This is a genomic window from Olivibacter sp. XZL3 (assembly GCF_004368405.1).
Lineage (GTDB): Bacteria > Bacteroidota > Bacteroidia > Sphingobacteriales > Sphingobacteriaceae > Olivibacter.
Map to the genome: position 1 here is coordinate 50,017 of NZ_SBJH01000004.1, position 26,388 is coordinate 76,404.

At 43.1% G+C, this 26,388-nt stretch carries 25 protein-coding genes; 9 read left to right on the top strand and 16 right to left on the bottom strand.

Translation table 11 applies throughout. The features are described from left to right. The first annotated feature begins 9 nt into the window (after positions 1 to 9). Positions 10 to 1,341 carry an SMI1/KNR4 family protein gene (locus tag EPX21_RS00985; RefSeq protein WP_134087815.1) on the top strand — a complete coding sequence of 444 codons (1,332 nt, stop codon included), beginning with the start codon at positions 10 to 12 and terminating at the stop codon, positions 1,339 to 1,341. Between the two features lie 214 nt (positions 1,342 to 1,555). Here EPX21_RS00985 and EPX21_RS00990 read toward each other — a convergent pair whose 3' ends face one another. Further along, positions 1,556 to 2,578, bottom strand: coding sequence for an acyl-ACP desaturase (locus EPX21_RS00990; RefSeq protein ID WP_206105972.1), 1,023 nt, complete (start codon positions 2,576 to 2,578; stop codon positions 1,556 to 1,558). Positions 2,579 to 2,731: 153 nt separating this feature from the next. Beyond that, positions 2,732 to 3,838 (bottom strand): N-acetylglucosamine-6-phosphate deacetylase, encoded by a 1,107-nt coding sequence (gene nagA, locus EPX21_RS00995; protein WP_134087816.1) that lies wholly within the window; start codon positions 3,836 to 3,838, stop codon positions 2,732 to 2,734. Between the two features lie 179 nt (positions 3,839 to 4,017). Here nagA and EPX21_RS01000 point away from each other — a divergent pair, with 179 nt between their 5' ends. Genes EPX21_RS01000 through EPX21_RS01010 form a run of 3 tightly spaced genes read left to right on the top strand, consistent with a single transcriptional unit; the run spans position 4,018 to position 7,716 of the window. After that, positions 4,018 to 4,815: an N-formylglutamate amidohydrolase gene (locus EPX21_RS01000; protein ID WP_134087817.1), complete on the top strand. Its 798-nt coding sequence runs from the start codon at positions 4,018 to 4,020 to the stop codon at positions 4,813 to 4,815. Positions 4,816 to 4,817: 2 nt separating this feature from the next. After that, on the top strand, positions 4,818 to 6,662 hold the full coding sequence (locus EPX21_RS01005) for a flavohemoglobin expression-modulating QEGLA motif protein (protein ID WP_134087818.1): 1,845 nt from the start codon (positions 4,818 to 4,820) through the stop codon (positions 6,660 to 6,662). A 52-nt stretch (positions 6,663 to 6,714) separates the two neighbouring features. After that, positions 6,715 to 7,716: a glutathione synthetase gene (locus EPX21_RS01010; RefSeq protein ID WP_134087819.1), complete on the top strand. Its 1,002-nt coding sequence runs from the start codon at positions 6,715 to 6,717 to the stop codon at positions 7,714 to 7,716. A 320-nt stretch (positions 7,717 to 8,036) separates the two neighbouring features. Here EPX21_RS01010 and EPX21_RS01015 read toward each other — a convergent pair whose 3' ends face one another. From EPX21_RS01015 to EPX21_RS01030, 4 genes are all read right to left on the bottom strand, one after another. Continuing rightward, the gene (locus EPX21_RS01015) at positions 8,037 to 8,483 is read right to left on the bottom strand and encodes a DoxX family protein (protein ID WP_134087820.1); all 447 of its coding nucleotides are present in this window, start codon (positions 8,481 to 8,483) and stop codon (positions 8,037 to 8,039) included. 212 nt (positions 8,484 to 8,695) lie between these two features. After that, entirely contained in the window at positions 8,696 to 9,568 is an 873-nt protein-coding gene (gene cysM / locus EPX21_RS01020) for a cysteine synthase CysM (RefSeq protein ID WP_134087821.1), read from the bottom strand. Between the two features lie 49 nt (positions 9,569 to 9,617). Next, the gene (gene epsC / locus EPX21_RS01025) at positions 9,618 to 10,445 is read right to left on the bottom strand and encodes a serine O-acetyltransferase EpsC (protein WP_134087823.1); all 828 of its coding nucleotides are present in this window, start codon (positions 10,443 to 10,445) and stop codon (positions 9,618 to 9,620) included. A 282-nt stretch (positions 10,446 to 10,727) separates the two neighbouring features. Beyond that, the gene (locus EPX21_RS01030; protein WP_134087825.1) at positions 10,728 to 11,828 is read right to left on the bottom strand and encodes an NADH:flavin oxidoreductase; all 1,101 of its coding nucleotides are present in this window, start codon (positions 11,826 to 11,828) and stop codon (positions 10,728 to 10,730) included. A gap of 330 nt (positions 11,829 to 12,158) precedes the next feature. On the opposite strand from EPX21_RS01030, the gene EPX21_RS01035 reads away from it, so the two are divergent. The 5 genes from EPX21_RS01035 (at position 12,159) to EPX21_RS01055 (ending at position 16,482) form a co-directional block, all read left to right on the top strand. Continuing rightward, positions 12,159 to 12,740, top strand: coding sequence for a tRNA-(ms[2]io[6]A)-hydroxylase (locus tag EPX21_RS01035; protein WP_134087827.1), 582 nt, complete (start codon positions 12,159 to 12,161; stop codon positions 12,738 to 12,740). Positions 12,741 to 12,790: 50 nt separating this feature from the next. Beyond that, the gene (locus EPX21_RS01040; RefSeq protein ID WP_134087829.1) at positions 12,791 to 13,168 is read left to right on the top strand and encodes a hypothetical protein; all 378 of its coding nucleotides are present in this window, start codon (positions 12,791 to 12,793) and stop codon (positions 13,166 to 13,168) included. Between the two features lie 279 nt (positions 13,169 to 13,447). Further along, on the top strand, positions 13,448 to 13,927 hold the full coding sequence (locus EPX21_RS01045; RefSeq protein WP_134087831.1) for a hypothetical protein: 480 nt from the start codon (positions 13,448 to 13,450) through the stop codon (positions 13,925 to 13,927). A gap of 1,439 nt (positions 13,928 to 15,366) precedes the next feature. Further along, the gene (locus tag EPX21_RS01050) at positions 15,367 to 15,945 is read left to right on the top strand and encodes a hypothetical protein (protein WP_134087832.1); all 579 of its coding nucleotides are present in this window, start codon (positions 15,367 to 15,369) and stop codon (positions 15,943 to 15,945) included. A 75-nt stretch (positions 15,946 to 16,020) separates the two neighbouring features. Then, positions 16,021 to 16,482, top strand: a complete 462-nt coding sequence (locus tag EPX21_RS01055) for a winged helix-turn-helix domain-containing protein (protein ID WP_134087833.1) — start codon at positions 16,021 to 16,023, stop codon at positions 16,480 to 16,482. 79 nt (positions 16,483 to 16,561) lie between these two features. Here the strand turns inward: EPX21_RS01055 and EPX21_RS01060 are convergent, their stop codons facing one another. The 10 genes from EPX21_RS01060 to EPX21_RS01105 form a co-directional block, all read right to left on the bottom strand. After that, a complete protein-coding gene (locus EPX21_RS01060; protein WP_134087834.1) occupies positions 16,562 to 16,999 on the bottom strand; it encodes a hypothetical protein in 438 nt (145 codons plus the stop codon). A 53-nt stretch (positions 17,000 to 17,052) separates the two neighbouring features. Further along, a complete protein-coding gene (locus EPX21_RS01065) occupies positions 17,053 to 17,955 on the bottom strand; it encodes an FAD:protein FMN transferase (RefSeq protein WP_134087835.1) in 903 nt (300 codons plus the stop codon). An 80-nt stretch (positions 17,956 to 18,035) separates the two neighbouring features. Beyond that, positions 18,036 to 18,512 carry a cupin domain-containing protein gene (locus EPX21_RS01070; protein WP_134087836.1) on the bottom strand — a complete coding sequence of 159 codons (477 nt, stop codon included), beginning with the start codon at positions 18,510 to 18,512 and terminating at the stop codon, positions 18,036 to 18,038. A gap of 173 nt (positions 18,513 to 18,685) precedes the next feature. Beyond that, positions 18,686 to 19,696 (bottom strand): NAD(P)-dependent alcohol dehydrogenase, encoded by a 1,011-nt coding sequence (locus EPX21_RS01075; protein ID WP_134087837.1) that lies wholly within the window; start codon positions 19,694 to 19,696, stop codon positions 18,686 to 18,688. A 69-nt stretch (positions 19,697 to 19,765) separates the two neighbouring features. Continuing rightward, the gene (locus tag EPX21_RS01080) at positions 19,766 to 20,602 is read right to left on the bottom strand and encodes an oxidoreductase (protein WP_134087838.1); all 837 of its coding nucleotides are present in this window, start codon (positions 20,600 to 20,602) and stop codon (positions 19,766 to 19,768) included. A gap of 664 nt (positions 20,603 to 21,266) precedes the next feature. After that, positions 21,267 to 22,277: an alpha/beta hydrolase gene (locus EPX21_RS01085; RefSeq protein WP_240768442.1), complete on the bottom strand. Its 1,011-nt coding sequence runs from the start codon at positions 22,275 to 22,277 to the stop codon at positions 21,267 to 21,269. 75 nt (positions 22,278 to 22,352) lie between these two features. After that, positions 22,353 to 23,087 (bottom strand): carboxymuconolactone decarboxylase family protein, encoded by a 735-nt coding sequence (locus EPX21_RS01090; RefSeq protein WP_240768446.1) that lies wholly within the window; start codon positions 23,085 to 23,087, stop codon positions 22,353 to 22,355. A 109-nt stretch (positions 23,088 to 23,196) separates the two neighbouring features. Further along, the gene (locus tag EPX21_RS01095) at positions 23,197 to 24,231 is read right to left on the bottom strand and encodes an alpha/beta fold hydrolase (RefSeq protein ID WP_206105965.1); all 1,035 of its coding nucleotides are present in this window, start codon (positions 24,229 to 24,231) and stop codon (positions 23,197 to 23,199) included. A gap of 68 nt (positions 24,232 to 24,299) precedes the next feature. Next, positions 24,300 to 25,910, bottom strand: a complete 1,611-nt coding sequence (locus EPX21_RS01100) for a carboxylesterase/lipase family protein (protein WP_134087842.1) — start codon at positions 25,908 to 25,910, stop codon at positions 24,300 to 24,302. 11 nt (positions 25,911 to 25,921) lie between these two features. Next, positions 25,922 to 26,386 carry a nuclear transport factor 2 family protein gene (locus EPX21_RS01105; RefSeq protein WP_134087843.1) on the bottom strand — a complete coding sequence of 155 codons (465 nt, stop codon included), beginning with the start codon at positions 26,384 to 26,386 and terminating at the stop codon, positions 25,922 to 25,924. Between the last annotated feature and the right edge of the window lie 2 nt (positions 26,387 to 26,388).

Sequence of the window (26,388 nt, forward strand, 5' to 3'; positions counted from 1 at the left end):
TATAGAAATATGAAAAAACAATTTTTAAACCAAATCATGGCCAGCGCTGTAGTGATAGCGTTGAGCTTTTCCAGTTGCTCGAAAAACGATGGCCCGGATAACCCTAGCAATCCGGGTGGCAATCCCGATCGGTGGATAACCGTTGCCGGTGCACTCATGGGAAGCGATCCAGGCGATGGCAATGGCGGTACCATGGTGTACGCTGTAAGTAAAGAAGACGCCAGAAATCCGGAGGTGTCCATTAACGTTTATCAAGACGGCTTTGCAGTAAGATCCAACCGCACCGCTCGCCTGCAGTCGTCGGAAGACGGAAACACGCTTTTTAATATAGCTTACACAGGCGATAATGGCGGAGAATTCTCCCGATACCATGTTAACGGGGGCGGCAGTTTTACACAGGAGGATGTATCAGTAAACATCTCCCAATACGCAAGCACCTCTCCCCGTTGGGTAAAACTATTTGACGGTGACCAAACCGGGATCGCTGTCAATGTGGCAAACATCGCTGCTAATAATGCGGGCGAAAATTCCGCAAATGAGCCCTTTCAATATTACCGTGGTACCGCAACCGTATTAGCGCTCGACTTACAGGAAGTGCTCATCAAGGGATATAGACAATATCAGATTCCGCTAACGCCGGAAGAAGAAATTCAAGGCCATACTATTTTCCGTCTGGATGCCCCTGTTTTGAATCAGGCCGGCAATAAATTGATTATCGGTACCTGGATGCAAAAAAGAAATCCGGCAACAGGTCAAACAGAACAAAATTTCGAAAGACTGGGAAGCAAGTCGGTGGTTGTGGATTATCCCTCATTAGAAAATCCTACAGTGATTACTTCAACCGTTGGTTTCGGTGATAACAGTGGCTACCGCAGCTTTAACTCTTTCCTTGCGGAAGATGGCAGTATCTACCAAGCGACACAAAGAGATTCCAAAGGCTCGCATATCCTTCGCATTACTCCGGAGAATGAATACGACAACTCATACAACTTCAGCCTAGACGCTGCTTTAGGGGTACAGGACGCCTATGTAGACTGCTGGCGATATGCAGGTAATGGAATAGCTTATGTACTTTATACACACGGCGGATCTGATCAGGGTTACGTCGCTCGTTTGGATCTAAATACCCAAACCGCGACTAGGGTGGACTTGCCATATGATCCCGACTTGGATTTTGGTCAATATCAGGGCATTTTAGTCGATGGCAACGAAGTGTATATTGCTGTTACCCCAACCGGTAAAGACGGTAATATCTATATTTTTAACAGCGAAACCGGCGAAGTTACTCAAGGTGCTAAACTGGTTAATAGAACAGGAAACCATTATATTGGTATTTTCTAAACCAGTATCGGTTTTTGCCTAAAATAATAATTGATCTAAGTTATTCATTAGATCAATTATTATTTTAGTTTATAACGCAACCAGTTAAACGAAATGGCGTAACAAAAAAATGGAACCGGCTGGAAAAAATCGAAAGCTGTCTAACGAGCTACATCTATGGATGCGCTGACGAGCGTAGCCCGGATACTGACAGCTCTATTTCACCGAGTTCCGATTACCGACCGCCATGAATCCATTTAAAATTATACTGCTTCTCTGGAGTTTTCATCCGTTCGGCGATACGGATAAGTCGATCTGGTAAGCGCATCAAATAGTCACGCGCCTTTTCTCCGGCATCATTTAGGTTCGTCATGGCATCGACCCTCCATTCCGCCAATAAGTCTTTTAGAATATCCACATAGTCGATCGCCGTATAGACGCCTAAACGCTGCGCGGCATCTGAAAAATGCGAAAAGAGTTCACCCTGCGGCTGGCCCGACTCTCTCAGTAAATGGGCAGGCATCACAATTTTTTTCTTCATCATATCCTCAAACGCTACGAGTACTTCGCTCGCATCCACTTCTGCGGCTTTAGAGATGAAAGACATATACGCTTTTGCATGACGCGCTTCGTCCGACGCGATAACACCACACATTTTTGCTAACAATTTATCACCGGATTGTTTTGCCAAGCCCGCAACCCTTCTATGGGAAACATTGGTTGCCAACTCCTGGAAAGAGGTATAAATGAAATTGCGATAAGGATCACTCCCGGTACCGATGTCGAAGCCATCCTGTAACAAATACTGAACAGATATCTCGAACTGTCTCATATCGACCCGGCCCGACAGATAAATATATTTATTGAGAAGATCGCCGTGTCGGTTCTCTTCGGCAGTCCAGGCTCTCACCCACTTCATCCATCCACCCTGTTCGTGCTTTTCTACATCGTCCACCATTGTCAACCAAGACTCATAGGTGGGTAAAGCTTCCTCTGTAACAGTGTCACCTATCAAAACCGCTACCACATCATAGGGTAACTCTTTAGCACTGTCCTGCAAATCTTTGACTTCTTGAAAAAACGTATCCCTCGATGCATCTGGCAAAAAATCGGCCGGTTGCCACATCTGCTCGACAGGCTTCAAATATTCACTCATTTCATTGAGCATAAAAGGCTCAAGATAAGTCATCACTTCTTTTCTCGATCCTTCATGTATTGGTTTCATGGTATTTTCCATATATCCGACAAATATACGCATATGGATATAAAATAACGACTGGCTATTTACATCCACTTCGAGCTTAAACGCTTTTAAAATAAACAAACACTTTGCGCGGAGTGTTTTAATATTTTTCATATTAAAATCTAACGGATTGAGCTCATCCGACCACTTTTTTTACTGCGCGGCCTGTCAATTGGAGCTCAGGACGCGGAGCCTCTCTAATTCGTCATCAAATACGGTAAATCGAGCCGGATAGCCGGATGCAATCCTTCCGATGCGATGACTTAACCCGACCGCCTTAGCCGGGCGATAAGTAGCCATTTCAATAGCCTCCTGTAAACTCACATCCAATTCCTTCCTCGCATTTTTCACGGCATCGCCCAACGATATATTCGCTCCAGCTAAATTCCCTTCGCTATTGACATATTCTCCGTTACATAACCTGGCGTCAAATCCCTCCCATTGAAAATCAGTTTTCTTTTTTCCCAAAAACAAGGCGTCGGATATTAAAAACAGCTTGTCGCGCTTCACCTTATAGGCTGCCCTAGCCGCTGCGAAATCAACATGTTTTCCATCTAATACAATCGGCGCATATATACGTTCATCATCAAAAACAGCACCTACCACTCCCGGCTGACGGTGCAGGAAAGGCGACATTGCATTAAACAAGTGGGTGACTTGCCTAATTCCCATATCAAAAGCGCTTTTCGCTATTTCATAAGTGGCGTCTGTGTGGCCAACCGCTAAAGGAATTCCTGACGCAATTAAGACCGATAAAGTTGGGGTGTCGAAAGCTTCGGGCGCTATGGTCATCTGTAAAATAGTGCCCTTTCCATGTGTTATGATTTTCCGCACGAGCTCCTCTTGCGGCTTCTGTATATATTTTGACAAATGGGCTCCGCGCTTCACCGGATTGAGAAAAGGGCCTTCCAGATGCATTCCTAAAATACCCGACTGGGGATACTTCGCTAAATAGCGTTTAACCGCCTCGATACCGATCAATATGTTGTCCAACGAAGAAGTTATCAACGTGGGTAATACAAATGCCGTACCGTCTGCGAGGCAGGCTTCTTCTATGTCCGCCAAACATTCTTCCGTCGGGTGGGCCGTAAAATGATACTGCGCACCTCCATTGACTTGGATATCGAAAAAACCAGGAGCAATATTCTCCACAATTTCATCGGCCTCCGCAGCTTCTCCGGCCTGGATGGCTATGATTTTAGTTTCGTTGCAAATTATCAGTTGCTTTTCTAATACAGTCTCGCCTGTAAATACGCGATTGGCAAATATTTTCATTTGTAGGCAATTCGTTCGATTTCGATTTACTTATAATGCTTAATCCATCGGCGCTTTCTTTTAGTTAACGGATCGTCGCTCGCTGCCTCTGGGAAGCCCATAAAGTTAGCAGTTTTTAGATTAAGCGCAGGGAAAGAATGAAACAAAGCTTTCTTTTGCCTGTTATCTTCTAAACTGCGATGGAATCTCAAACTTATATAGATAGCGTAAACAGCCCAGTCATCGCAACTGCTATACACGATGGACACCACATTCCGCCGGTCTTTAGGGATAAGATGCTGCTGCTCGAACATGAGCGAATGCGTGAAGAGGACCCCTACACGGCTGATATGATAAATTTGCCCGTAAACAAGATTATTGCAGGTAATTCACGTTTTGTTGCAGACCTGAATCGCCCAAAGGATCGTTGCATTTACCGAACGCCCGATGATGCTTGGGGACTAACGGTATGGGCCACAAAGCTGACGGCCGACGAAGAGCAAGAGATAAACACCTATTACGATGGGTTCTACCTGAAGGCTGAAGCACTATTAGAAAGTGTGATCGACAGGTACGGCTGTTTCGTTGTCTTAGACATACACACTTATAATCATAGAAGACAGGACGCTTATACCGCATCGCCCGTAGAGCAAAATCCGGAAATCAATATCGGTACCGCCAATAACGACCCGAAATGGAGGCCTTTAATTGATGCCTTTATCGGTGGACTTTCTAAAAGTGTTATCAACGGCCATTTACCGGACGTCCGCGAAAACATAAAATTCAAGGGCGGCGCCTTCTCGCATTGGATCTGTTCGCGTTATGGCTCGTACGGATGTGTTTTATCTGTTGAGTTTAAGAAGACTTTTATGGATGAATGGACCGGACGTGTCAATATCAATCACTTAATGGACATTCAGCAAGCTTTGCGAGACAACCTCCCTTTATTAAAAAACGGGCTTCTACAGCTTTCGCAAAACGAAAAGACAATTAAGTAACGATGGAGAAAAAACAGGAAAAAGTTTTAAATCAGATCGAAGACAAATTAAAGAAAGGCGACCCTATTCGTCTTTCTCTTCCCGGTAAAGGGATCCTCAAAATAGACAAACCCGTACCTTTTCTTTTAGTTTACCGAATACCCAAAGAGGGGAAAGACATTTTTGCCTATAACCTAGCGAAAACAGAATCATCTTATTTAATAATGCATGGGGATGGGGAACACCAAATTGCCGACATTATCAAAACGATTTCAGCGTACTTAGCGGATGAGTTCGGGGGCTTTATGCTGGTAGAAATTTGGCAGCAAACGAAAGTCGACGAAAATGCTTTTACCGTTCGCGTCAATCAAAAGGGTGCCCTAAGCATGGCGACCAAACTAACCGAGGAGCTAAACGCGTTGCGCATAGGCAATCAAAAAATATCCGCATCACTGGATAAACAGAAAGCCGCTGTTAGTCCACCGCATGTGCCACCGCTTATCGACAAAAACGTCGCTCAGCAGTCGGAAATCATATTAGTAGGTGTGGAAATAACACCGATATACAACGATATTAAAACCGGTAAGCCCTACCCGCTTTTCATGCGCGAGTTACGCGCTGCCTTCGGAAAGTCGTTGCGGAAGAGCTTATTTGAGTTTGTGCGTACCAATACTTCCTGTAATGTGACCCACTTTGAAATGCTCGGCACAACCGTATTGGACGACAAAGTTTGGGAAATAGACAATGAATTGGCTGAGTACAGCAATCTTTTTGACTTCCTTTTATTGGTGACGCCTATTAACACGGCGGAAGCCTGGAAAAATTTTGCAGAGAGCAAATACTTGAAAGCGCCGGTATTTCATTACCGTCCTATGCCCATTGAGCCGGAATTAATCAAGCGAAAGATCTATAACCTGCCCATTGAGGATATTTCGGATCCAACCATTGCCTTTCTCTTTCGTGATAAGCGAAAAGAAATTGATCGAATGCTCAATATGATGCTCGAGCGCGAAAAGCCAGATTTTATGCATAGCAGCCTGCAAGTATTCGGCAATATTGACGATCATCTGTTGGATGTAGCGCGTGCGATATTGGTTGCTGCCGAACCGAATCACGAACAAGAGAATCGCGATTTATTGAACGCGCAGGAATTTGCGCAGATGGCTGAAGAGGAATTAGTCTGGCTGAAGCAACAAGACAGCTCTATACTTACCGCGGTACGCGTACGCGACGACGTCGATGGGGTAATGGTTTCTCGCGGCACCCTCAATATTAACAAGGACTATAAGATATCCAAACAACGCGCTTTCGCATTAATCCAACATGAAATAGGGACTCATGTAGTGACCTATTATAATGGCAAAGCGCAGCCGCTTAAACTTTTTTATATTGGAGTGCCCGGTTACGAACAATTGCAGGAAGGCTTGGCTGTTTTTTCTGAATATTTAAGCGGCGGACTGACAAATGAGCGGATGCGTATTCTGGCCGCCCGGGTAGTGGCCGTGAATCATATGATAACCGGCAACTCATTTGTCGACACCTTTTTCCTTTTAACCGACAAATATCAGTTTACGCCGGAAGCTGCTTTTCATATCACCATGCGCGTGTATAGAGGTGGCGGATTAACCAAGGATGCCGTTTATTTGAAAGGCTTACTCAACTTGATCGAGTACATAAAACAGGGAAATGATATAGCACCACTGCTTATCGGCAAAATCCGACAGGATTATATCCCCGTTATCAATGAGCTAACTTTTAGAGGTCTATTATCGAAAATCCCAATCAAACCACGGTACTTAAGCGCTCCCTTTTTGAAGCATATCAACACGATAAAAAAGGGCGGGAATATTTTTACGATGCTAAATTGAAGAATGCATTCTATTTATCTATAAAAACTCAATACCTTAAAACATAAAACTGATGAAGATCGCATTTATTGTGAACCAATTAATGAAAGAAACAGCAGCCTATACGACTACCGGATTGGCTTTGCAAGCCCATAAAATGGGACACGAGGTATATTACATGGGAGTGGGCGACTTAGCGTACTTTAGCGACGAGCAGATGGGAGGACTTGCCCGAAAAGCGCCTTCTAAGCAGTTTCGCTCGCCTGAGACTTTTCTACAAGCCATCAAGGAAACGGAAAAAAGCCAAATTAAGGCTTCAGACCTGGATGTTGTACTCTTAAGAAACGACCCCTCGGCAGATATTGATAAACGTCCGTGGGCACAGAATGCGGGCATCGTATTTGGCCAACTAGCGCAGAAGCAAGGAGTGGTCGTTTTAAATGATCCCACCAGTCTGTCTCAAGCCTCTAATAAAATGTATTTCCAGTATTTTCCGAAAGAAGTACGGCCCGAAACCATTATCACGAGGAACGTCGCCGATATAGAGGCTTTCTATAAGGCCAATGGCGGGAAAATTATTCTTAAACCGCTTCAAGGCTCTGGTGGCAGAAACGTGTTTCTTATCAATAAACAAGAGGTAAAGAACCTAAACCAAATAGTCGAAGCTATTTGTCGGGACGGCTTCGTGGTGGCACAAGAATATCTTCCGGCTGCAAAAAACGGCGATATCCGGCTATTTCTATTGGATGGTGAACCGATCGTGGTAGAAGGGCATTACGCGGCTATCCACCGTCAACAGAAAGAAGGAGAAATCAGAAGCAATATACACCAAGGTGGTAAAGCGGGCACGGCCAGAATGACAAAAAGAATTAAAGAAATTGTTGAATTGGTAGGCCCTAAGTTGAAGGAAGACGGCATGTTTTTAACCGGCTTAGACATCGTAGGCAATAAGCTGATGGAAGTAAATGTATTCAGTCCGGGAGGCCTTGTGCATGCCTGCGAATTGTATGATGTTGACTTCTATAGTCCCGTCATCAAAGCGATAGAAAACAAAATAGATGAGAATCGGCTTTGAACAAAAAGGAATGAGAAACTTCTGGAGTTCAATAGTTTAAAATAGGCGTCCTAAATAAATTCTCACAATCTTACTACGCAATAAAAAAGGCAAGTGGAGTACACTTGCCTGGTTTTTCATGTGTGTTTAATCTAATCGATTCAACACCGCAAAGATACGACTTGTTATGTGTACATAAAATAGCCGTTTTAGTAATTTTACGATTTATAAAAGCCTTTCTTTGCCATGCTAGGGTAAAAAGACCAATAGTATGTTATTCGAAGCTTGTAAAAGTGGGGCGTCTAAAAGGCCAAAGCCTCAGTTCGGAAAGAAACTGCTGTTTAAAACCACCGCTTATTGCCGGGCCTACTCATTTCATGATCGAGCGAATACCGCCCAGAACCTACAACGAAGAAGAGAATCAACAGGAGTAAGACGGCCAGCGACAGCCAGAATTCGGAATTCAAAAAGCTAAAGCCGTTGGTAATGTTTACAAAAAACACCGCACCGAATAAAATAGGCAACTGAAACGCAATAGCCACCCGCGTCAGCAAGCCTAAAGCAATAAAAATTCCGCCAACCAAATGGGCAAAAGCAATATAGTGGACAGCCGACCAGATAGATAACTGAAAATGGGTATTTTCCAATAAGCGCGCTACCGAATCCGTATCGGCTATGAAGCTTACGCCCTTCGCAAAAATAACGGCACCTAGAACGATTCTAACTACGTCCATCCACCGAGGATGATGCATATCACCCCAATGTTCGATTCTGTGTATTAGGTTCATAATAACCTCCTTTCTAATTGGTTATATAAAGTTAACAAAAATAAAATCGTATTTACAACTTTATATATATTTAGAAGGCTGTAAGACGAAAGGCCTAAAAAAGTTGTAGGTTATAAGTTTTACGTTCTAGGCCTTAGCTATAGCGAATAACAGAACTGATTACTTATTACTTGTTACTTATCACTGCTAACTGATCACTAATTACTTATCACTTACAACTTAAACAAATCGCTGCTCAAATACCGGTCGCCCCGATCACAAGCAATAAAAACAACTACCCCGCTGTCCAGTTCATCCGCGATCTGCAGGGCGACATGCAGAGCTCCTCCACTGCTCATTCCCACAAAAACCCCCTCCTCTTTCGCCATTTGCCGCGCTCTTAAGGTAGCATCCTGCTGCGATACGTCTACGGTGCGGTCTACGCGCGACGGGTCAAATATTTTCGGTAAGTACTCCACGGGCCACCGCCGAATACCCGGTATAGACGACTCCTCAGTGGGTTGACAACCGATAATCTGTATAGCACCGTTCTTCTCTTTCAGAAACATGGAATTACCCATAATGCTTCCGGTGGTCCCCATAGAACTTACAAAATGGGTTATAGCGCCCCCGGTATCTTTCCAAATCTCAGGCCCCGTGGTTTTGTAATGAGCCATATAGTTATCTGGATTCGCAAATTGGTTCAGGATGTAAAAATTTCCACTTGAAGCCTTATCTTCTGCATAATCCCTGCAGACCTCAATCGATTCCAGCAAGGTAACTTTTGCTCCATAGGCCTCCATCGTCAACGTTCGTTCCCGCGTAGAGTTCTCAGGCATAACCAACTCGATTTCCAGTCCATAAATCGCCGCAATCATCGCCAGTGCAATTCCTGTGTTGCCGCTAGTAGCCTCAATCAGACGCGTATCCGCTTTAATATCCCCTCTCTCCATAGCGCTGCGAATCATGTTCAAGGCAGCGCGGTCTTTTACACTTCCGCCCGGATTATTTCCTTCCAACTTAGCGAACACCTTTACATTTGGATTCTTATTTAGACGCTGTATTTCAATTAACGGTGTGTTACCGATGCTTTCTATAATATTCATTTCAATAAGCTAGTTAACTTTTAAGCCTTTTTATCTGAATTAAAAAGAATTATTTTTTGCCTCTATCCGCCCCGACCGCCGCTTCAACCACTTTAATGGTGGATTGATGATACACGGTAGATCCAGGTGGAACGCTTTTTGTAAGCCAGACATTGCCGCCTATGGTCGAATGACTTCCAACAATGGTTTCGCCTCCAAGGATGGTAGCTCCGGCGTAGATAATTACATAATCTTCAATAGTTGGATGCCTTTTCATATTAGCCATAAACTTTTCTACACTCAAAGCGCCCAGCGTTACGCCCTGGTACAACTTAACGTGGTTGCCGATAACAGTAGTTTCTCCTATCACAATCCCTGTACCATGATCTATATACAAATACTCGCCTATCTCAGCTCCGGGATGGATGTCAATCCCCGTGAGGGAATGGGCATGTTCTGTCAAAATTCGCGGAATCAGCGGCACTTCCAACCTTAATAACGCATGTGCAATGCGGTATAAAGAAATTGCTAAGAAACCTGGATAGGTACGGATGATTTCGAATTCGCTTCGCGATGCGGGATCGCCGTTTAAAATCGCCTCCACATCGGTATTCATCAGGCGATACAACTCAGGAACGCCGTCGAAAAATGAAGCCGCCACCGTTTGGTTATTGCAATCCTTACAGGCCTTCGTTGCATCCAACAGCTTCACCAAATCGCTCTGCAAGCTTAGAAAGCGCTCGCGGATACCGGTCAAGCTTTGCTTAGGGGAAGTAAGCCGCTCGGGATAGATCAAATCCAATAAATTAAAAGCCCATTCAGCTATTATTTTATTCGACGGAACCGCTTCAACCTGATGCTGCTTTTCGTAAATGTGTTGAAGAAAGTCTTCGCTCATGTGGTTTTATTCTGATTAACTCAAACTTAGATAAGATGCCTAACTGCTTTTATACTTCAAATAGGACTGCCTATAAAACAGTAATTTACCGCTCCCGCTCAAAATTATATTTATAACGGAAACATTATTGTAAAGGACGGAAAATTATCGCATTTCTAACAATATTTTTAGCGTTAAGCCGTGATATCCCGACTTTTTGACTCGATTTCGAGAAATTTTGAGCACCGCATCTATTTTACATCGCGTCACAGGCGACGACAGGGCAACACTTTCTGAAGCAGATTAAATCAATTCGTTTAGCGCTTCACGGGTAAAACCCTTCAACTCTTCGGAACGATTTTCTCGTATCTTCGTTACCCAAAGCGGATCCGCCAAAAGCGCGCGGCCTACGCCCACTAGATCAAAATCTCCCCGATCCAATCGCCTAATAAGTTCCTCAAGCGAACTGGGACTGGAGCTTTCTCCTCGGAAGGCCGCTAAAAATTCACCCGACAAGCCAACTGATCCTACGGTAATGGTCGCTTTTCCGGTAATTTTTTTAGCCCAACCGGCAAAGTTTAGGTCGGAACCGTCAAACTCTGCTTCCCAGAAACGACGTTGAGAACAGTGAAAGACATCGACGCCCGCATCAGCTAAAGGCTCAAGCCATGCTTCCATTTCAGCCGGTGTCTTGGCATGTTTATAACTATAGTCACTCGATTTCCATTGTGAAAGCCGAAGAATAATGGCAAAGTCGTCTCCAACTTGCTTTCTAACCTCTTTGATTACCTCTATTGCGAAACGCGACCGCTCCTGCAAGCTGCTGCCTCCATAAATATCCGTTCGGTTATTAGTTGATTCCCAAAAAAACTGATCTATCAAATAACCATGCGCGCCATGAATTTCAACACAGTCAAAACTCAATCGCTTTGCATCGGCAGCCGCTTTACCAAACGCAGATATCGTTTCTTCAATATCTCTTTCGCTCATCGCTTTTCCATTTGAAAAGCCGGGTCTTGCCAAATCGGAAGGCCCTTCAAAGGGCGCCGACGGTACCCAACCCGAATGGTGATTTTCCATGATACCCATATGCCATATCTGTGGCCCCATACTGCCCCCGGCCTGATGCACACGATCGATTACCTGCTGCCAGCCGGCTAATGCGGATGTACCATAGAAGTGGGGTACATTAGCGTCATTGGATGACGCGGGCCGATCAATCACGGTGCCCTCTGATAAAATCAATCCAACATCGCCTGCCGCCCGTTTTGCATAATAAGTGGCAACGTCTTCTCCGGGAATGCCGTTGGGCGAAAAAGAACGGGTCATCGGCGCCATAACAATCCTATTTCTTAAATTCAATGTTTTAAATCGAAAGGGCTCAAATAGCTTTTCAGTACTCATTGTGTCTGTTTTTTTAGTTTAAAACCATTCGGTAAAACCTTCTAGCGACGTCAGGCCATTCTCCTTTGATGTTGCTTTGAATTGCTAACCGATCATCGAACAAATATATATCGACTGTCCTGATATCTGTTTGGAGCTCGACAGATGTGACCCAATACTGATAATTATTGAATGCCCTTACATTCCGCTGACAAGCGGTTGCAAAGGCGCTACCTCGCCCCTGCCAACAGTTATTTAAGTTACAAAAAGCAAGTCCTGCCAACTTTAAACAGCGCGTAATGTATCCAAAACAAAGCATTTTAGGTAAATTTGCAAACAAAAAACTTTGATATGCTTGGATTACGGCTACTGACAGATCCCCGTTGGGCAGATATCGCCCAGACCAACCTGGAAGAAATATTAACCGATCACGCTTGGTGTGAGCAAAAAGCAGCTTCTAATGCCATATCGTTGATTACTAACAACTCCGAACATGCCGACCTTGTACATGAATTAACGGCTATTGCGATTGAAGAAATGCAGCACTTTCAAATGGTGATTGACATCATCAAAAAAAGAGGTTATACACTCGGTCGGGAACGGAAGGATGACTATGTGAATCAACTGATGAGGTTTTCGAAGAAAGACGGCAGTAGAAATACCGCTTTTATAGATCGTTTGCTGTTTGCCGCGATGATTGAGGCCCGTAGTTGCGAGCGCTTCCGCATACTTTCGCAACGTATTGCCGATCGGGAGCTCGCTCAATTTTATCACGATTTAATGGTTTCAGAGGCTAGCCATTATACTACTTTTTTAAACTTCGCCCGCAAATATACATTAGATGTTGATGTCGACAAACGATGGAAAGAGTGGCTAGATTTTGAAGGTAAGCTCGTTCAGTCGTATGGAACAAGAGAACAGATACACGGATAATCGGATCCGACTTTGGCATGGAGCTTGCCTTAATGTTCCTAAAAACGTCTATGAAAAATAAAATGAAATTTTTAGGAACCCTAGTTATTAGCTTTTTAGTGCTTGCGGTTGGATGTAGTAAAGATGATGATCCAGCCGACAACGATTTTTTCGTAGGAACTTACAATGGAACGATCACCTACAGCAATGGAGGTGAAACGATCACCGACGATGACGGACGTGTAACAGTTGTGAAGGTAGACGATTCCTATTCCTTTGATTTCGGAAGCAATATTCCGAATATTACAGGTGTAAGGTTTCAACAACAAGGCGACAATACCTACGTCAGTATAGGAGATGGCCTTACAGGAATTACTGTTACAGAAAGCTCGCTCAACATGCTGGTATCAAACGATAATGGCACATGGACGGCCGATTGCAGCCGTTAGCCACGGGGCGACTTTTAAAAACACAAGATGAGCCGATCAAAATTCGGCTCACTCTTAACTCAACTCGTAAATCAGCATTCGGGATACGGGGCCAGCCACTCAGAAAGAAGACCTAAGCTGCCGATAACTTAAGCAACACATTTCTCGCAATGTACAAAGCCTGATAGCGATTGGTAAGATAGCACCTAAGAACACTGATCCCAGCAAAGGCAATTCCTGTGTTGTGTGCATATTGTAATTGGTAAAAAAAACATAAATTTACTTTAGCAAAATATCACTATGAAAAAGTTTCTATTTGCTTCGCTATGCATTTGTTCGGTTATTATGGCTTGCAACAAGGACAATAGCAGTAATCCAGCCACGTCATTGAATACCCAGGTAACCCTCTCGTATGCAACAATGGACGGAAAAGACCTGCTTGACCCGGGCACACCGAACCATATCAATTATCAGAATACAGATCTTTACTACAAAAACGGAGATCGGGAAGTGAAACAATTTCACGGCAACCTCGATCTTCCTAAGATGTTCAAGATAGCTGAAGATGAAGAAGGAAAATATCGGCTAACAGTATTTATGAACAGTGATGTACAAAACGGAGAGCTGTCTAGCAATATCCTAAAGTACGAGCATTTCAAACCGGACACGATTGAGACAAGCATAGTAAGAAACGGGAATAATGTTTCTTACACAGACCTGGCTATAAATGGAAAACCCATTAGTTCTGAAGACCTAAAAGGCTTTGTGCTAATAAAATGAGGTAAAAGCATTCTATCGATGATAAATTTAGCATTAATGATCATCTATAAGACCGGAACCAAATCCGATCTTTCTTTTTCAAAATCAGTGCTATCAAACCGGGTTGAAGCCATTCAAAGTCCCTTTTGAGTAAATCTAACCAAAAACCCCGTCAACGGGCAAGAGGCCACCGTAAGCAGAAAAGCCCGTAAACACTCGTTTACAGGCTCTTATAAGACATTTTTATGCGAATATATAGGGTTGTTTTGGGGTTCTATTTTCCGATACAGAACTTTGAAACATTTCATAATTAACTAAAAACAAACAATTTAACACTACATAAATTTTACCGAGTAACAAATAAGCAACAAGGAATTTGTGATTATTCGTAAATAGTATGTATTTAATCGTGAACGAGATAAGTCGAAAAAAAAAAAACAATTAATGACAATATCATGACTGTCCATTGTAACGGCAAATTAGCCTTTTGTTAAAACGATATGTCGTTTAAGTAGTGAGATATAGTACTTTCCAAAACAGGACAACTGCATAAATGTTTAAATTAGCAGTTGAAAATGAAAAAGGAACGTGGGAAATTCAGCGCAGGCTTCAAGGCAAAGTAGCGATTGAAGCGATCAAGCAATAAACTATTCAGAAACTGGCAGCGAAATACGAGCTGCAACCCTCGCAGATCAACACCTGGAAACGGGAGTTTCTGGATAATGCCAAACAGGTATTTGCAGGATCAAAGAAAGAAGAGAAGGAGGATTAAGGAAAAAGAAGATTCGGTCTTCAAAAAAATGTAACAGAAGTAAAGCTTAAGATTCGCGAAAGGAGACTTTATTGAGTGCTTAAGATCTCTTCATTTACATTCTATTTTCAAGTATCTACTCACGAATAAAAGTCCGAATGTCATAATACGGAAACCTTTTCCCTCGTTTTTGAGAAATCAAATGACACTGACCTAAGAGTATGAAGTTTCGTGGTTATTGAAAGCAACGTATTGGTTTACCGTATCAAAATTATATTGCCCATTCCATCACCTTTCCATTTGGCTTGTACAAAGCCAAACTTAAAGGTATTACCGTAACAGCAAGAAAGTCCCGATCAGTAATAATGGTAGTAAAATCAGTAATCCGTATAACAATTCACTCGATATCAAATCGAAACTTTGTAATATCCGAAGTACCATATAGAGAACGGTAAAATAACCAAAGAGATGAAAACGTAGAATTGAACAACGGATTAGAAATGTCGATTCTGGGATAGCTTTTGGAGATCATTGAAAATGCCGAAATGATAAAATGTTCACCAAACATACGACATTGGCGCAGGGCTACACCTACAGATGTCATGTAGCATATTGCCACAGGTACACATACAAATATAGGAGGCGCAATATGGATGCAACCAGTAACGGATGAGGAATATCACAGAGAAAGCCAAAAGCCTTTTATTGTATGAATAGAATTCTTCAGGCAGCGAATAAAACAAATTCAACAAACTTAGATCGGATGAACTTTTTATGGATTTCACTATCAACACTTGCCGTAATGATTTCCGGCACGTTGATTATGCTTTTAATAAGGCGCTCTGATAGACAGAAAAAGGTTGGACCAGTTCCATCATCCGGCACGTTGCAAGACGCTGCTAAAAATCTGGACCATCGTATAATGTTAAAGCTATCACATCATTTTGATTCAAACTTCATCAACATATATAGGCCGTTTTGGCAAATTGCAAACGAAGGAATCGCGGTCAAATTCACCATGCATAATACTCCTCATTTAGTTTATTATACACTGGACGGTGAATGGAAACATACATTAAGAAGCTATAATGGTGAAGTATTGCCCAATGCTATTTCTAAACTAGTGCGTAATAAATTTGAGCTCTATGCGATATCCTGCACGGAGGAAATTGTTTTTTCTGATAGTGAGGTTAAAACCTATATTTTACATATGCACAAAGGGAACAAATACAAAGAGGTTTTCATAGAAAATAACGAAATGATCGTTATGAATGAAAAAGAGCTTTAAGGCAGTATAACGGTAAAGTAGTTTTCCCGAACATTACAATCAGAAAATTGAGGATGTTTTTTTGACAAAATTTGTTTGGATTCAATATCACCACCATTTTATATGCAATTGAATTTTGAAAAGATTGTAGGAACAAAAGTGCTATATGTGTATGAAAGCTTCAGGGAGGCAATACTTACTGGGACCTTAAAACCGGGTCAGAAACTAATGTCGATAAAACAGCTTAGCACGATATATAATGTTTCAAAGGATACTTTCGAAAAAGCATATAAGATGTTGAGAGAGGCAGGTTATATTATCTCGGTTCCGGGAAAAGGCAACTATGTAATCGAAAAGAAGAATAATAAATTATCTGTTCTCGTTTTGTGTGCAGACCAATCTGAGGTAGCAAAGTCGCCTTTGATCTCGGCAATCACTGGAATTGCAAGAATCACCGTAAAAAAAATTTCAGAAAAATCTAAAACCAATACATTCTCCGATGATGTAGTAAACTACGATAGTGTTATCATCTTACTGAAATTCAACAACAAACAATAAAAACTCCGTGATCCCTTGAAAGGTCAGAACCGCCATATATAAACCTCACATCCTATGATAAATTCCTCCTTGAGAAGAATCAGTCTTCAGCGGCCTGTTCTTTAATCAGGTCAATCGCGTTATTAAATCCGACATTCGTTCCGCTTGATCCGGCTAACCTACCGACACGAACCTCGCTAATATGTTTTCCCTCCACAACCGCTGGAACAGCTGCTGCAAAACGCTCCTGATAATCTCTGGAAGTTGCGTTATTTTCAGGCATTGGTGTTACAAGTACGTTCGTAAGGATTCCGTTCTGTAGCTTTACATCCACTGTAATGTAGGATGGAGCCCCTCCATACACCCCTCTAGCAGTGTATTCACCATCTTTGTAGACTCTTGTTGTATCTGGATTTGGAACGGGAAGAAGCCCTTCATCAGGTGCCGTACCATCATCTTTCGAGCAGGACGACAACAATAACAATCCTGCCATCATTGGAACCAAAAGTTGCTTTCTACTGAACATTTGTCTATTCATATCTTTTAGTTTTAAGTATTAATATCTTTTATAGCCGTTATTCAAAACGTTATTTATTTTGTAAAAAGGGTTCCTTCAAAATCATCAGAAACCTCTACGCGCATATCTGAAAATATCCGGACAGATGAAAAAAGAAATTGTTCTTTCAATTTTTCGGCGTTTACGAAGAAAAGAGCCGTTGCAAGACCGTCAGCCAATAAAGCCGTTTCTGCAATTGCCCAGGTCGCAACAACGTCCTGTACCGGACGCCCGGTACGGCCATCGAGGACATGATGCAACCCGTTTCCCCATTTTCTTCTGTTTGTAGCCGATGCACATATTGCTTGGTTTTTCAGGGGAAGGGTGCCAATCACCATTTCTGCATTGGCCGGGTGTTCTAACCCAACAATAACTTCAACATTACCCGCATGCCTAATATCGCCGCTTCCATCAATCAGGTACTCTGTGATACCTTCGTTAATCAATATTCCCGAAATTATATCTACCAGGTACCCTTTGCCCGCCGCTCCTACATCTATGGTTAACGGCCTGTCGGTAGTAATGAGATTTCCTCTACGGCTAATGTCGCCCGTCCAATCGAGCACCTGTTTATCCGGATTAAAATAAGCTGCGCGAGGGTTAGTCTGTAATGAATATTGTGCGTCATAGCCCAGCAGTTTCAGTTCTGCCCCTATAAGCGGATCGACTTTACCGCCAGTCAGCTTATGAAGCATATCATATAAATCAAACATAGGCAAAGAATCATTCGGAAACTTAAACAGCCCGCCATCGGTGGCGGAAGCTATTGAAGCTACGAGTGAATCACTACGGAATCGGGAATATGTTTTATCAAACAGGTCAATCCTATTATGCAGGCGTGATTTAATGGAATCAGTAAGCGGTTCTTTCGTTTCGATAATCCATCCAGTACCAATGGATTCAAATTTATATTCGTTATCTAAGGTATTTTCCAGCATAACCTTCTATTTTGAGGAATAAGTTTCCTACGAATAATCCTATACAAATTTGTATAGACTAACTCAAAGTTTCCAGCCCATCAATTTTGAGAAGCTTTATTGTATTCTTCATCGCTAACAGGTTTCAACCATACTGCACCACCTACATTGGTGTTTGTACCTATTGCAATATGCGTCATTGCCTCAGTAGGTGTGGCACCGTGCCAATGTTCCACATTGGGTGGGCATTTTATTACACCACCTTTTTTAATGACTTCAACCGCTTTCCCTTTTTCCTGATATAATCCTTCACCCTCTGTCACCAAAAGTATCTGGCCACCTTTGTGAAAATGCCAATTGGTCCTTGCTTTGGGTTCAAAGGTTACATTGCCTATACCTGTATTGAAAGTCGTATCGTTTTCTACCAACATAGTAAGCCAAACATTTCCTGTGAAATTGTTATTGGTCACTTTAGTGCCTTTTGGGAAAATTTCTGCTGTTTCCTTATCTGTTACTCCTTTAGTCTGACAACTTGTGGTAACTGCAATTCCTATCAATAGAGCTATTATTTTTCTCATTTCTTATTTATTTAAATTCTATCACTTTTTCCTGTTCACTGCTTTGTTTTACTGTATCAATAATCTGTATTACTTTTACACTGTCCTACGCCGAAACGCTTTAAGATTTAAGTGGTTCGTATCACTGTCCCTCAAGGATTATGAAAATCAATTTCAGTTTGTTCCAATATTTTTTAAAAGGTAATGATTACTTTCCCGAAATGTTTCCCATATTCCAAATGATCAAAGGCTTCTTTAAACTTGTCTAACGGAAAAATTTTACCTATAAAAGGTTTTATGTTATTTATTTCTATGGCTCTATTCATATCAATGAATGAAGCTTTAGAGCCGACTTTAGTACTGAAAATGGTCGCTTTCCGTTCCATAAATGTTAAAATATCCAGATTGGTTTTTGTGCCGCTCAAGAAACCGGACACGACAATTTTCCCATTAAGCGCCAAATAATCGAGCGATTCGTTGAGGTCCGCGCCTGTAACTTCCAAAACCAAATCCACACCTTGTCCTCCGGTTTCAGCTAAAACATCCTGCTTCCAATTGCTATTAGTTTTATAATTTAAAGTTACATTAGCTCCCAATGCATTGGCTTTTTCCAATTTCTCGTCAGCACTTGAAGTAACAATTGCTTTTGCTCCCAGCATCTTAGCAAACTGAAGTGCAAAAACAGAAACACCTCCTGTACCTTTAATAAGAATCGTTTGCCCTGCTATTAATTTTCCTTCTGTTACTAGCGCTTCCCAAGCCGTTAGACCTGCGATAGGTAATGCTGCCGCTTCCGTTGTTGATAAATTAGACGGAATGGGAACACACGCATAAGCAGGCAAGGCTGTATATTCCGAAAAAAGGCCTTTAAGATAGGTTCCGGGACGAGCGTCATTATTTCCTTCTTTAAAGACGCCTGATTGCCAAGTTTGGTAATAATGGTTACATACCAAATCACCGACGTTGATATTTTCTGTGTGTGTACCGACTTCGACTACTCTACCAGCGATATTGGTCCCTATTATATGAGGAAAATCAAAATTTTGCTTTCCGAATTTCCCTTTTACAACCAGCAAATCCAGATAATTTAAAGAACCTGCTTCGACTTTTATCAAAACTTCATTGTCCTTTATAGTCGGTTTAGACAGCTCTTGGATTTTTATATTCTCCAGCCCGAATGATTCTTCTACTACAATTGCTTTCATAAAAATATTTACCTCTGCTTTATTATGGCTCTTCTTTTCATTTATACATTTTACCCATTTCCTATATGTCTAATAATCGGTGGTTAAGCTAATCTCTTTCCAATCTTCCAATTCTTTGCGTTGGGCTTCTAATTCTTCCCGAACGCTATTAATAGCGTCAGTACCTAACAATAAGCGGAATGGAACATTTTTACTTTCAGCCAATTTGATTATTGCCTGTGCCGCTTTTTGCGGATTACCGGGTTGGGTGCCGTGTGTGTGGTCGTTCCCTTTTCTTCTTTTCCCTGCTGTTTCCCTGTAATCTGAAATTTCTTTTTGGGTGCCTGTCAGCGAACGGCCTGCAAAGTCTGTCCTGAAAGCGCCCGGCTCAATTACAATAATCCTTATGCCTAATGGAGCAACCTCTTTCCGAAGTGCATCGGACATACCTTCCACGGCAAACTTTGAAGCGGCATAATAAGCAGAGCCCGGCGCAGCAAAGCGCCCTGCTATGGAAGAGACGTTCATGATCGTACCTGATCTCTGTTTTCGCATTCCTGGCAGTACTGCCTTTATTGTATTTACCATGCCAAAAAAGTTTGTATCGAACAATCGCTGCACTGCATCGTCCTCTGCTTCTTCCACCGCCGCGCGATAACCATAACCGGCATTGTTTACCAGTACATCTATGCTTCCAAATTTAGCTTTGGCCTGTTCAATGACCTTTGCCACCTGTTCTTTATCGGTTACATCCATTGCCAGACCCAGGGCGGTTTCGGGATAATTTTCCACTATGTCCAGAATATCCCTGGAAAAGCGGGAAGTCACCACAGCATTGTACCCGTGCTTTAAAATTTCGCTGGCAAAAGCCCGTCCAAGCCCTGTAGAGCAACCCGTTATCAACCATGTTTTATTCAGATTTTTCATTTGCTAATTTTTTCAGTCCGTTACCTTAGTAAAAAGAAGGCCAGTCACAATTAGTATTTGGTTCACTTACCCAAGACTTGTTTTTAAAAAATTACCTTGCCTTTTAGAATATCTATAATTAACTGCAATACTACCTGCCGTGTTACCTGCGCTCCCTCAAAAGGCTGTCCCTTATAGGTAAGATGATAGTTTCGGTTTCCTTCCTGATTCTAAAACCAGATGAGCCTTAAAATGGTATAGTCCAACTCCGAAATTTCAATCAATAAAGCGGTTTCTTTATTGTTTTGAACACCACGGGCTCCTACCATCCTGCGGTTTCAGTTTCCAAAAGCTCCGGGTACTTCATCATAAATACCTAATATAGATGCACGATGATCCTTTTGTTTCGGGCAGCTTTCATTGCCTTTACTATGGTTTGGACACTGCTTTACTGTTCATATTGTTGAGGTAATGGCATCGGCGTTTTTCGTTGCTCTGACCAGTATATCCTGGTCGGAAAAATCACCTTCCACCAAAGAGACTCTGTCAGACCTTATCTTTAATCTCTGTGAGCATTACGGGCATATAATAACAGATCAACATCGGTTTGCTCCAATAAATCTTTAGTAAGCGTTTTGCTGATCTACCCTGCTGCCCCTGATATCAGAGTTTTCATTTTTATATTTTATAAGTTTTTCCCGAGAAATTCAGTCAGCTTTTTGACAGCCTGATTTACATACTCAGGTTTCCAGTAAGTCTGTATATGCGTACCACCCTCGATCAGGTACAATTCCTTGTTTTTTGCATTGATCGCTTTCGGGAAAGCCTCATCAGTCATGTATTTTGTATCGGCCTTGCTTCCTGCCATCATCAGCAAAGGTTGATCGATCAATTCAATCTCGTCGGTAGCATCCCAGGTCATCAACTCCATTAGGCTGCTTGTGATGTACAGAAAGGTGGAATTGGGATGCGCATGTGTCCTGTAATAGTACTCATATCCCTCACGGTATAGATCGGTTGGGGTTTTGGCGATTTCTTCATCCGTTATGCTTGCCACGCCTGAAAAAAGGATTTCACCGCCTGCGGCTTCCTGTGCACGGGCATCCGAAGCTTGTTTTATACGTTCCTGAATGGTATTTAACTGGGAATTTTGGAAGCCATTGCGCCTTACCTTACCGGAATTAAACATACTCAAAGTAGCTACAGCTTTAAAGCGTTTGTCCGATTGGGCTGCTTTTAACGTATAGCCACCGCCACCACAGATACCTAAAACACCCAAACGGTTCGCATCAACACCAGGGTACTGCGAAATATAGTCGGCCATACCATGGATATCTTCCACACGGAAGAAAGGCTTATCGGTATGACGGGGCTCTCCGCCGCTTGCTCCCTGATACGCTGCGTCCGCTGCAATGGTGATATAACCCGCTTCTGCTAAACGTTGTGCATATAGTCCTGCAGTTTGCTCTTTAATACCTCCGTTAGGATGTGCTACCGCTACCGCTGGATATTTCTTTGATGCATCATAGTCCGCCGGTGTGTACACATTGGCAGCAATCTCTATCCCGTTCAGGTTATATTTCACCGGATGGATGTTTACTTTCCCCTTTTCATTTTTGATAATGGCTCCGTCATATACCAGGGTAAAGGGATTTTGTTCTGCTTTTTTATGATACTGTGATTGTGCATTTGTCATATCTGTTGATATTATTAAAGTTACTAATGCAATTATTGACGATATCTTCTTCATGATCTTCCTATTTTTTGTTTATTATTTCTTACTTCCCAACACTTCGTCCAGCACTTTTTGTGCGTCCTTAGCCTCTTTTTTACCAACTGCCTGTTTGATAACATCTACAAACTGCAGTAATTGATTGGTTGTCAAACCAACATTCAGGGATAGATTTAAATGGGAACGCAACATAGGCTCCACGCCGCCGATACCGCTGAGCACAGATATAGTTACCAATTCTCTTTCCTGATACGTTAGCACGTCCCTCTCGAAAATATCGGCAAAAAGATGCTCTTTCAGAAAGATCTCTATGGTAGGTGCAAATGCTGCGTATCCGGTTTTCGGCTCGGTTTCGGGAACACCACTTAATTCTTCCAAAATGGCCTTGCCACGTTCGTATTTACTGCGGTCACCCTTTATTGGTGATGCATCGGCTCCCATTTTATCTTCAATCCCTTTGGCTTTGCGTTCATCCAATACAGCCATAAATGTTTGCAATCCTCTTAGGCTACGGGGAAATCCGGCATAGGCATAGACATGCATAAGGGTTTCCTTAATCTGGTTCACTGTAAGTCCCGCTTCAAGTCCTCCGTTCAGTTCTGTTTTCAGTTTCTCCAAATCGCCTTTTCCGGTGAGCGCCGCAATGCGGACAATCGCCTGCTGTTTGCTATCTAAATTCTGGTCTGCATTTGGTTGGGCATTTATGCTTGTGGAAACAGTTACTGCCATTACAAATAATATTGATTTGAAAAGTTTTCTTATCATTATTTCCATTATTTAATATTTTAATTAAGCACCATATTTTCTGCCGCTAATTAATAGTACAAAGTTCGAGATTAAAATAGGAGGAAAGGTATACAGATTACGGTTTTGTCTACCAATATCACTTATCCAAGCCTTTTTCCTTTAACCATTTAGACATCAAATCTGCAACTGCCACATTGTTCAGATCTGAAAAGGGAAAGTGCGTATTGCCTTTGAGACCAGCTTCGGGAAGATGAACAACGGTAACATCCCCACCATGTCTGTTTACCGCATCCCTCCACAATCTTGCCATTGCCAGCCGCGCCCGCCATCCATCTGCACCCGTGTTGGGAGATAGTTTTTCAGGAATAAAGTCTCCGTAGTAAATGATGATGGGGATTTTGGTAAGTTTCATAAAATCTGCCATCGTAACAGCCGCCGCTTCGAGCGGACCTGCCGAACTTTCAATGGGAGCAGGCACCTCTCCTTCGGGGAATATAAACATGCTTCCCGGTTCATAAGATACGATGGCTTTTACATTTTCGTTTTTTGTACGGGTGATCCAGCCCATTCCGCCACTATGAGAATGGGTAACAAGAATGGCGGGACCAATTTGATCGAAGATCGCTGAAGCCGCATTGGTTGTTACTGCGTAATCAATAGGTCCGATGCTTGGGGTCATGGAACGGAAATACTGGTTAAGCGTACTTGAATCCCGCACAAATTGCACCCCTTCATAATAGTCCGGCCAAACGCCTACGCGAAACGTGTTAAACCATTGCTGCTCGTCAGGTGTGGGGTTAATTGTAGCGGCCACCGTACTACGCCCTGCGTTTCCTCTTCTGGGCTGGTCGATTACATATACCCCAAAGCGCCTGCGAAGAAAAATATTCTGAAAACCTTCGCGCCCGTCGGGTGTTGTTTCCCATGTTTTTGAAAACTGTCCGATACCATGCCACATCACTAGGGGTAGCTTTTTCGCGTTAGCAGGAACCTGATAAAAAACATAGGCATGGTCACCATGAAAGGTCTGACCCTGCTCTGTTGGTTGGGAAGGATCGTAGGTGCCGGTTGCGGTTATAACTGTTCCCCCGGCAGCAAAGCTGCCCTGTTCTTTAAGAACGATGTAGTTATTATCTTTTACACTCTGGGCTTTACAGCCAACAGTGATCATCAGAGCTGCTATAACTGTTATAAATTTTGGGGTCATTATCGTTGTATTCTGATTGTGTGCTTAATTTCTTATTTCTCTGCTATCTTCTCCATAACATCCAGCCGTGCTTTCTTGGGATCAGGAGTACCAACCGCAGTACCATCTGCACGAAATTCAAGAATAGCCTCCGTTTGAGGTTGGTAAACAGGCCATGCCGGCAATCCTTCGCCATTAGGGTTTCCGGTTTTTGCAAAATTTGCCCAATAGGTATTCATCATCCTGGCCACATCCTGATCTTTTTGCGAGACAGCTGTTCCACCGCGCACCCCAAGATTGTCGAATACGTACGGGATCTCAGATGCGTGAGCTGCACCATAGCGCATACGGTTTTTCATGGAGTCAGCAACGTAGGAGAACAGGTAAATATAGGCAGGGCTACGCTTGGCAGTAAAGGTTCTCGCGGTGAACCGTGCCGGTTCTGCCCATACCTTATCCGTATTGACCATTGTCAGCATCTCGGCAAATTCCATCGTACCATCCGGATCATAGGCGGAAACAGCCTCCTCCTTATGGTCTCCAAAAATAGACAGCAATTCTTCCTTGGAACGGGCATTGACAAACCCTGCCGGTACCTCAGCACTGTTTGATCCAATAATGATGGGAACATTTGGCTGTCGGCCAGCTTCGTATGCGCTCTGGGCTGTCTCTACCACCAGTTTGCCATCGAGGATCGGCCCCGGATAAATAGGCAGCCCGCCTGGTCCGTCACTCTCCTGTCCGCCGTCCACAATATCTTCTACGCTTAACGAACGGAGCTTTGCCAGCGCCGCCGCATCCGTTTCCTCAATCCCGTGCTTGCGGGCAAAGTTTATTCCAATGGTTTCCGCCGAAACCTGGTAATAAGGGTCTGCATTCTCTTCGTTTATCGGTCTGCCGGTAAGAACGCCATCCCGGCCACCCCCCGATTCTATGATCGCTTTTTGGAAAAGACCTTTAGCCGCTGGTATGGTCAGTAAGGAATGTACGGAAACCCCTCCGGCAGATTCTCCAAAAATGGTAACATTGCCAGGATCGCCTCCGAATGCTGCTATATTCTGCTGCACCCATTTGAGTGCTGCAATTTGGTCCATATAGGCATAGCTTCCCTTTGGTTCATCGGGATGCTCGGCGGAGAGGGCAGGAAAAGCAAAATGCCCCAGTCTTCCGAGGCGGTAATTGAAGTTTACTAAGATAACTCCCTGTTTAGCAAACTGCGTTCCCGAAGTTTCGGGATAGGAACTACCACCGCCTACAAATCCGCCACCATAGATCCAAACCATAACGGGCAGCTTTGCTTCCTGTTTAGCGGTGGAGGGGCGCCATAGATTTAGAAACAGGCAATCTTCCGATGTGTTTTCCCGAATTGTGCCATCTGTCCGGGGCCAACCCGCCTGGGCACAGTCGGCACAGAACTTGCTTGCATCACGCACGCCTTCCCATGCCGAAACGGGTTGCGGCGGTCGCCAGCGATATTCACCTACTGGGGCAGCGGCATAGGGAATCCCCTTGAAGCTTTCGACTTCCCCTTCAGCTACTCCCTGTACCATTCCGGAAGCGGTGCGGACCGTCGGTCCTCCGGATAGACCAGTATTCATCGCCTTTTGTTGCGCATGCAGACTCAAGCAGATGATGATGGCTAAACCTGTCAATATTTTTTTCATCTTAGTTTCGTTTAATGGTCGTTATCTCCGTTCATTTTAACCGGCCGCAGCAAACGCGAGAACGTAAGCGATCCCATCTTCCATTCACCGTCTTCTTTGATATATACTTCGGTTACCATAAAGGGATTGGTAACGGTATTGCCGCCAACTACCGCTTCCAGATCAATGTCATTTAAGAGTATGGCGGTGTTGCCAATGATGTTCACCGTCGCAGAATAGACTTCCGCTTTCTTGTACCAGATACCTCCGCTTTTAATGACATCGATTTCACGTTGCTTTCCCCATGATCCGCCCATGTGGACAAACATCGATTTTTCGTGAAAGAGATTATCCAGAACTTCTGTGTTCTTATCGGACATCCACTGCCACTTGTCTTTGGAGAGTTTGATAATTTCTTGATCTACAGCAGACTCTTGTGCAAGTGATGTTTGTTTACCAATAACGGTTATTAATAATGCAAAAATTAATGTTTTCATAC

Coding starts and splice junctions, on each gene's coding strand:
- EPX21_RS01050 (WP_134087832.1), top strand. CDS start 15,367: ATGAATAGAATTCTTCAGGCAGCGAATAAAACAAATTCAACAAACTTA.
- EPX21_RS01045 (WP_134087831.1), top strand. CDS start 13,448: ATGAAAAAGTTTCTATTTGCTTCGCTATGCATTTGTTCGGTTATTATG.
- EPX21_RS01040 (WP_134087829.1), top strand. CDS start 12,791: ATGAAAAATAAAATGAAATTTTTAGGAACCCTAGTTATTAGCTTTTTA.
- EPX21_RS01080 (WP_134087838.1), bottom strand. CDS start 20,602: ATGAAAAATCTGAATAAAACATGGTTGATAACGGGTTGCTCTACAGGG.
- nagA (WP_134087816.1), bottom strand. CDS start 3,838: ATGAAAATATTTGCCAATCGCGTATTTACAGGCGAGACTGTATTAGAA.
- EPX21_RS01085 (WP_240768442.1), bottom strand. CDS start 22,277: ATGACAAATGCACAATCACAGTATCATAAAAAAGCAGAACAAAATCCC.
- EPX21_RS01105 (WP_134087843.1), bottom strand. CDS start 26,386: ATGAAAACATTAATTTTTGCATTATTAATAACCGTTATTGGTAAACAA.
- EPX21_RS01010 (WP_134087819.1), top strand. CDS start 6,715: ATGAAGATCGCATTTATTGTGAACCAATTAATGAAAGAAACAGCAGCC.
- EPX21_RS01030 (WP_134087825.1), bottom strand. CDS start 11,828: ATGAGTACTGAAAAGCTATTTGAGCCCTTTCGATTTAAAACATTGAAT.
- EPX21_RS00985 (WP_134087815.1), top strand. CDS start 10: ATGAAAAAACAATTTTTAAACCAAATCATGGCCAGCGCTGTAGTGATA.
- EPX21_RS01015 (WP_134087820.1), bottom strand. CDS start 8,483: ATGAACCTAATACACAGAATCGAACATTGGGGTGATATGCATCATCCT.
- EPX21_RS01035 (WP_134087827.1), top strand. CDS start 12,159: ATGCTTGGATTACGGCTACTGACAGATCCCCGTTGGGCAGATATCGCC.
- EPX21_RS01070 (WP_134087836.1), bottom strand. CDS start 18,512: ATGAGAAAAATAATAGCTCTATTGATAGGAATTGCAGTTACCACAAGT.
- EPX21_RS01000 (WP_134087817.1), top strand. CDS start 4,018: ATGGAATCTCAAACTTATATAGATAGCGTAAACAGCCCAGTCATCGCA.
- EPX21_RS01005 (WP_134087818.1), top strand. CDS start 4,818: ATGGAGAAAAAACAGGAAAAAGTTTTAAATCAGATCGAAGACAAATTA.
- EPX21_RS00990 (WP_206105972.1), bottom strand. CDS start 2,578: ATGCGTATATTTGTCGGATATATGGAAAATACCATGAAACCAATACAT.
- epsC (WP_134087823.1), bottom strand. CDS start 10,445: ATGAGCGAAGACTTTCTTCAACACATTTACGAAAAGCAGCATCAGGTT.
- EPX21_RS01075 (WP_134087837.1), bottom strand. CDS start 19,696: ATGAAAGCAATTGTAGTAGAAGAATCATTCGGGCTGGAGAATATAAAA.
- EPX21_RS01060 (WP_134087834.1), bottom strand. CDS start 16,999: ATGAATAGACAAATGTTCAGTAGAAAGCAACTTTTGGTTCCAATGATG.
- EPX21_RS01090 (WP_240768446.1), bottom strand. CDS start 23,087: ATGGAAATAATGATAAGAAAACTTTTCAAATCAATATTATTTGTAATG.
- EPX21_RS01065 (WP_134087835.1), bottom strand. CDS start 17,955: ATGCTGGAAAATACCTTAGATAACGAATATAAATTTGAATCCATTGGT.
- cysM (WP_134087821.1), bottom strand. CDS start 9,568: ATGAATATTATAGAAAGCATCGGTAACACACCGTTAATTGAAATACAG.
- EPX21_RS01100 (WP_134087842.1), bottom strand. CDS start 25,910: ATGAAAAAAATATTGACAGGTTTAGCCATCATCATCTGCTTGAGTCTG.
- EPX21_RS01095 (WP_206105965.1), bottom strand. CDS start 24,231: ATGATCACTGTTGGCTGTAAAGCCCAGAGTGTAAAAGATAATAACTAC.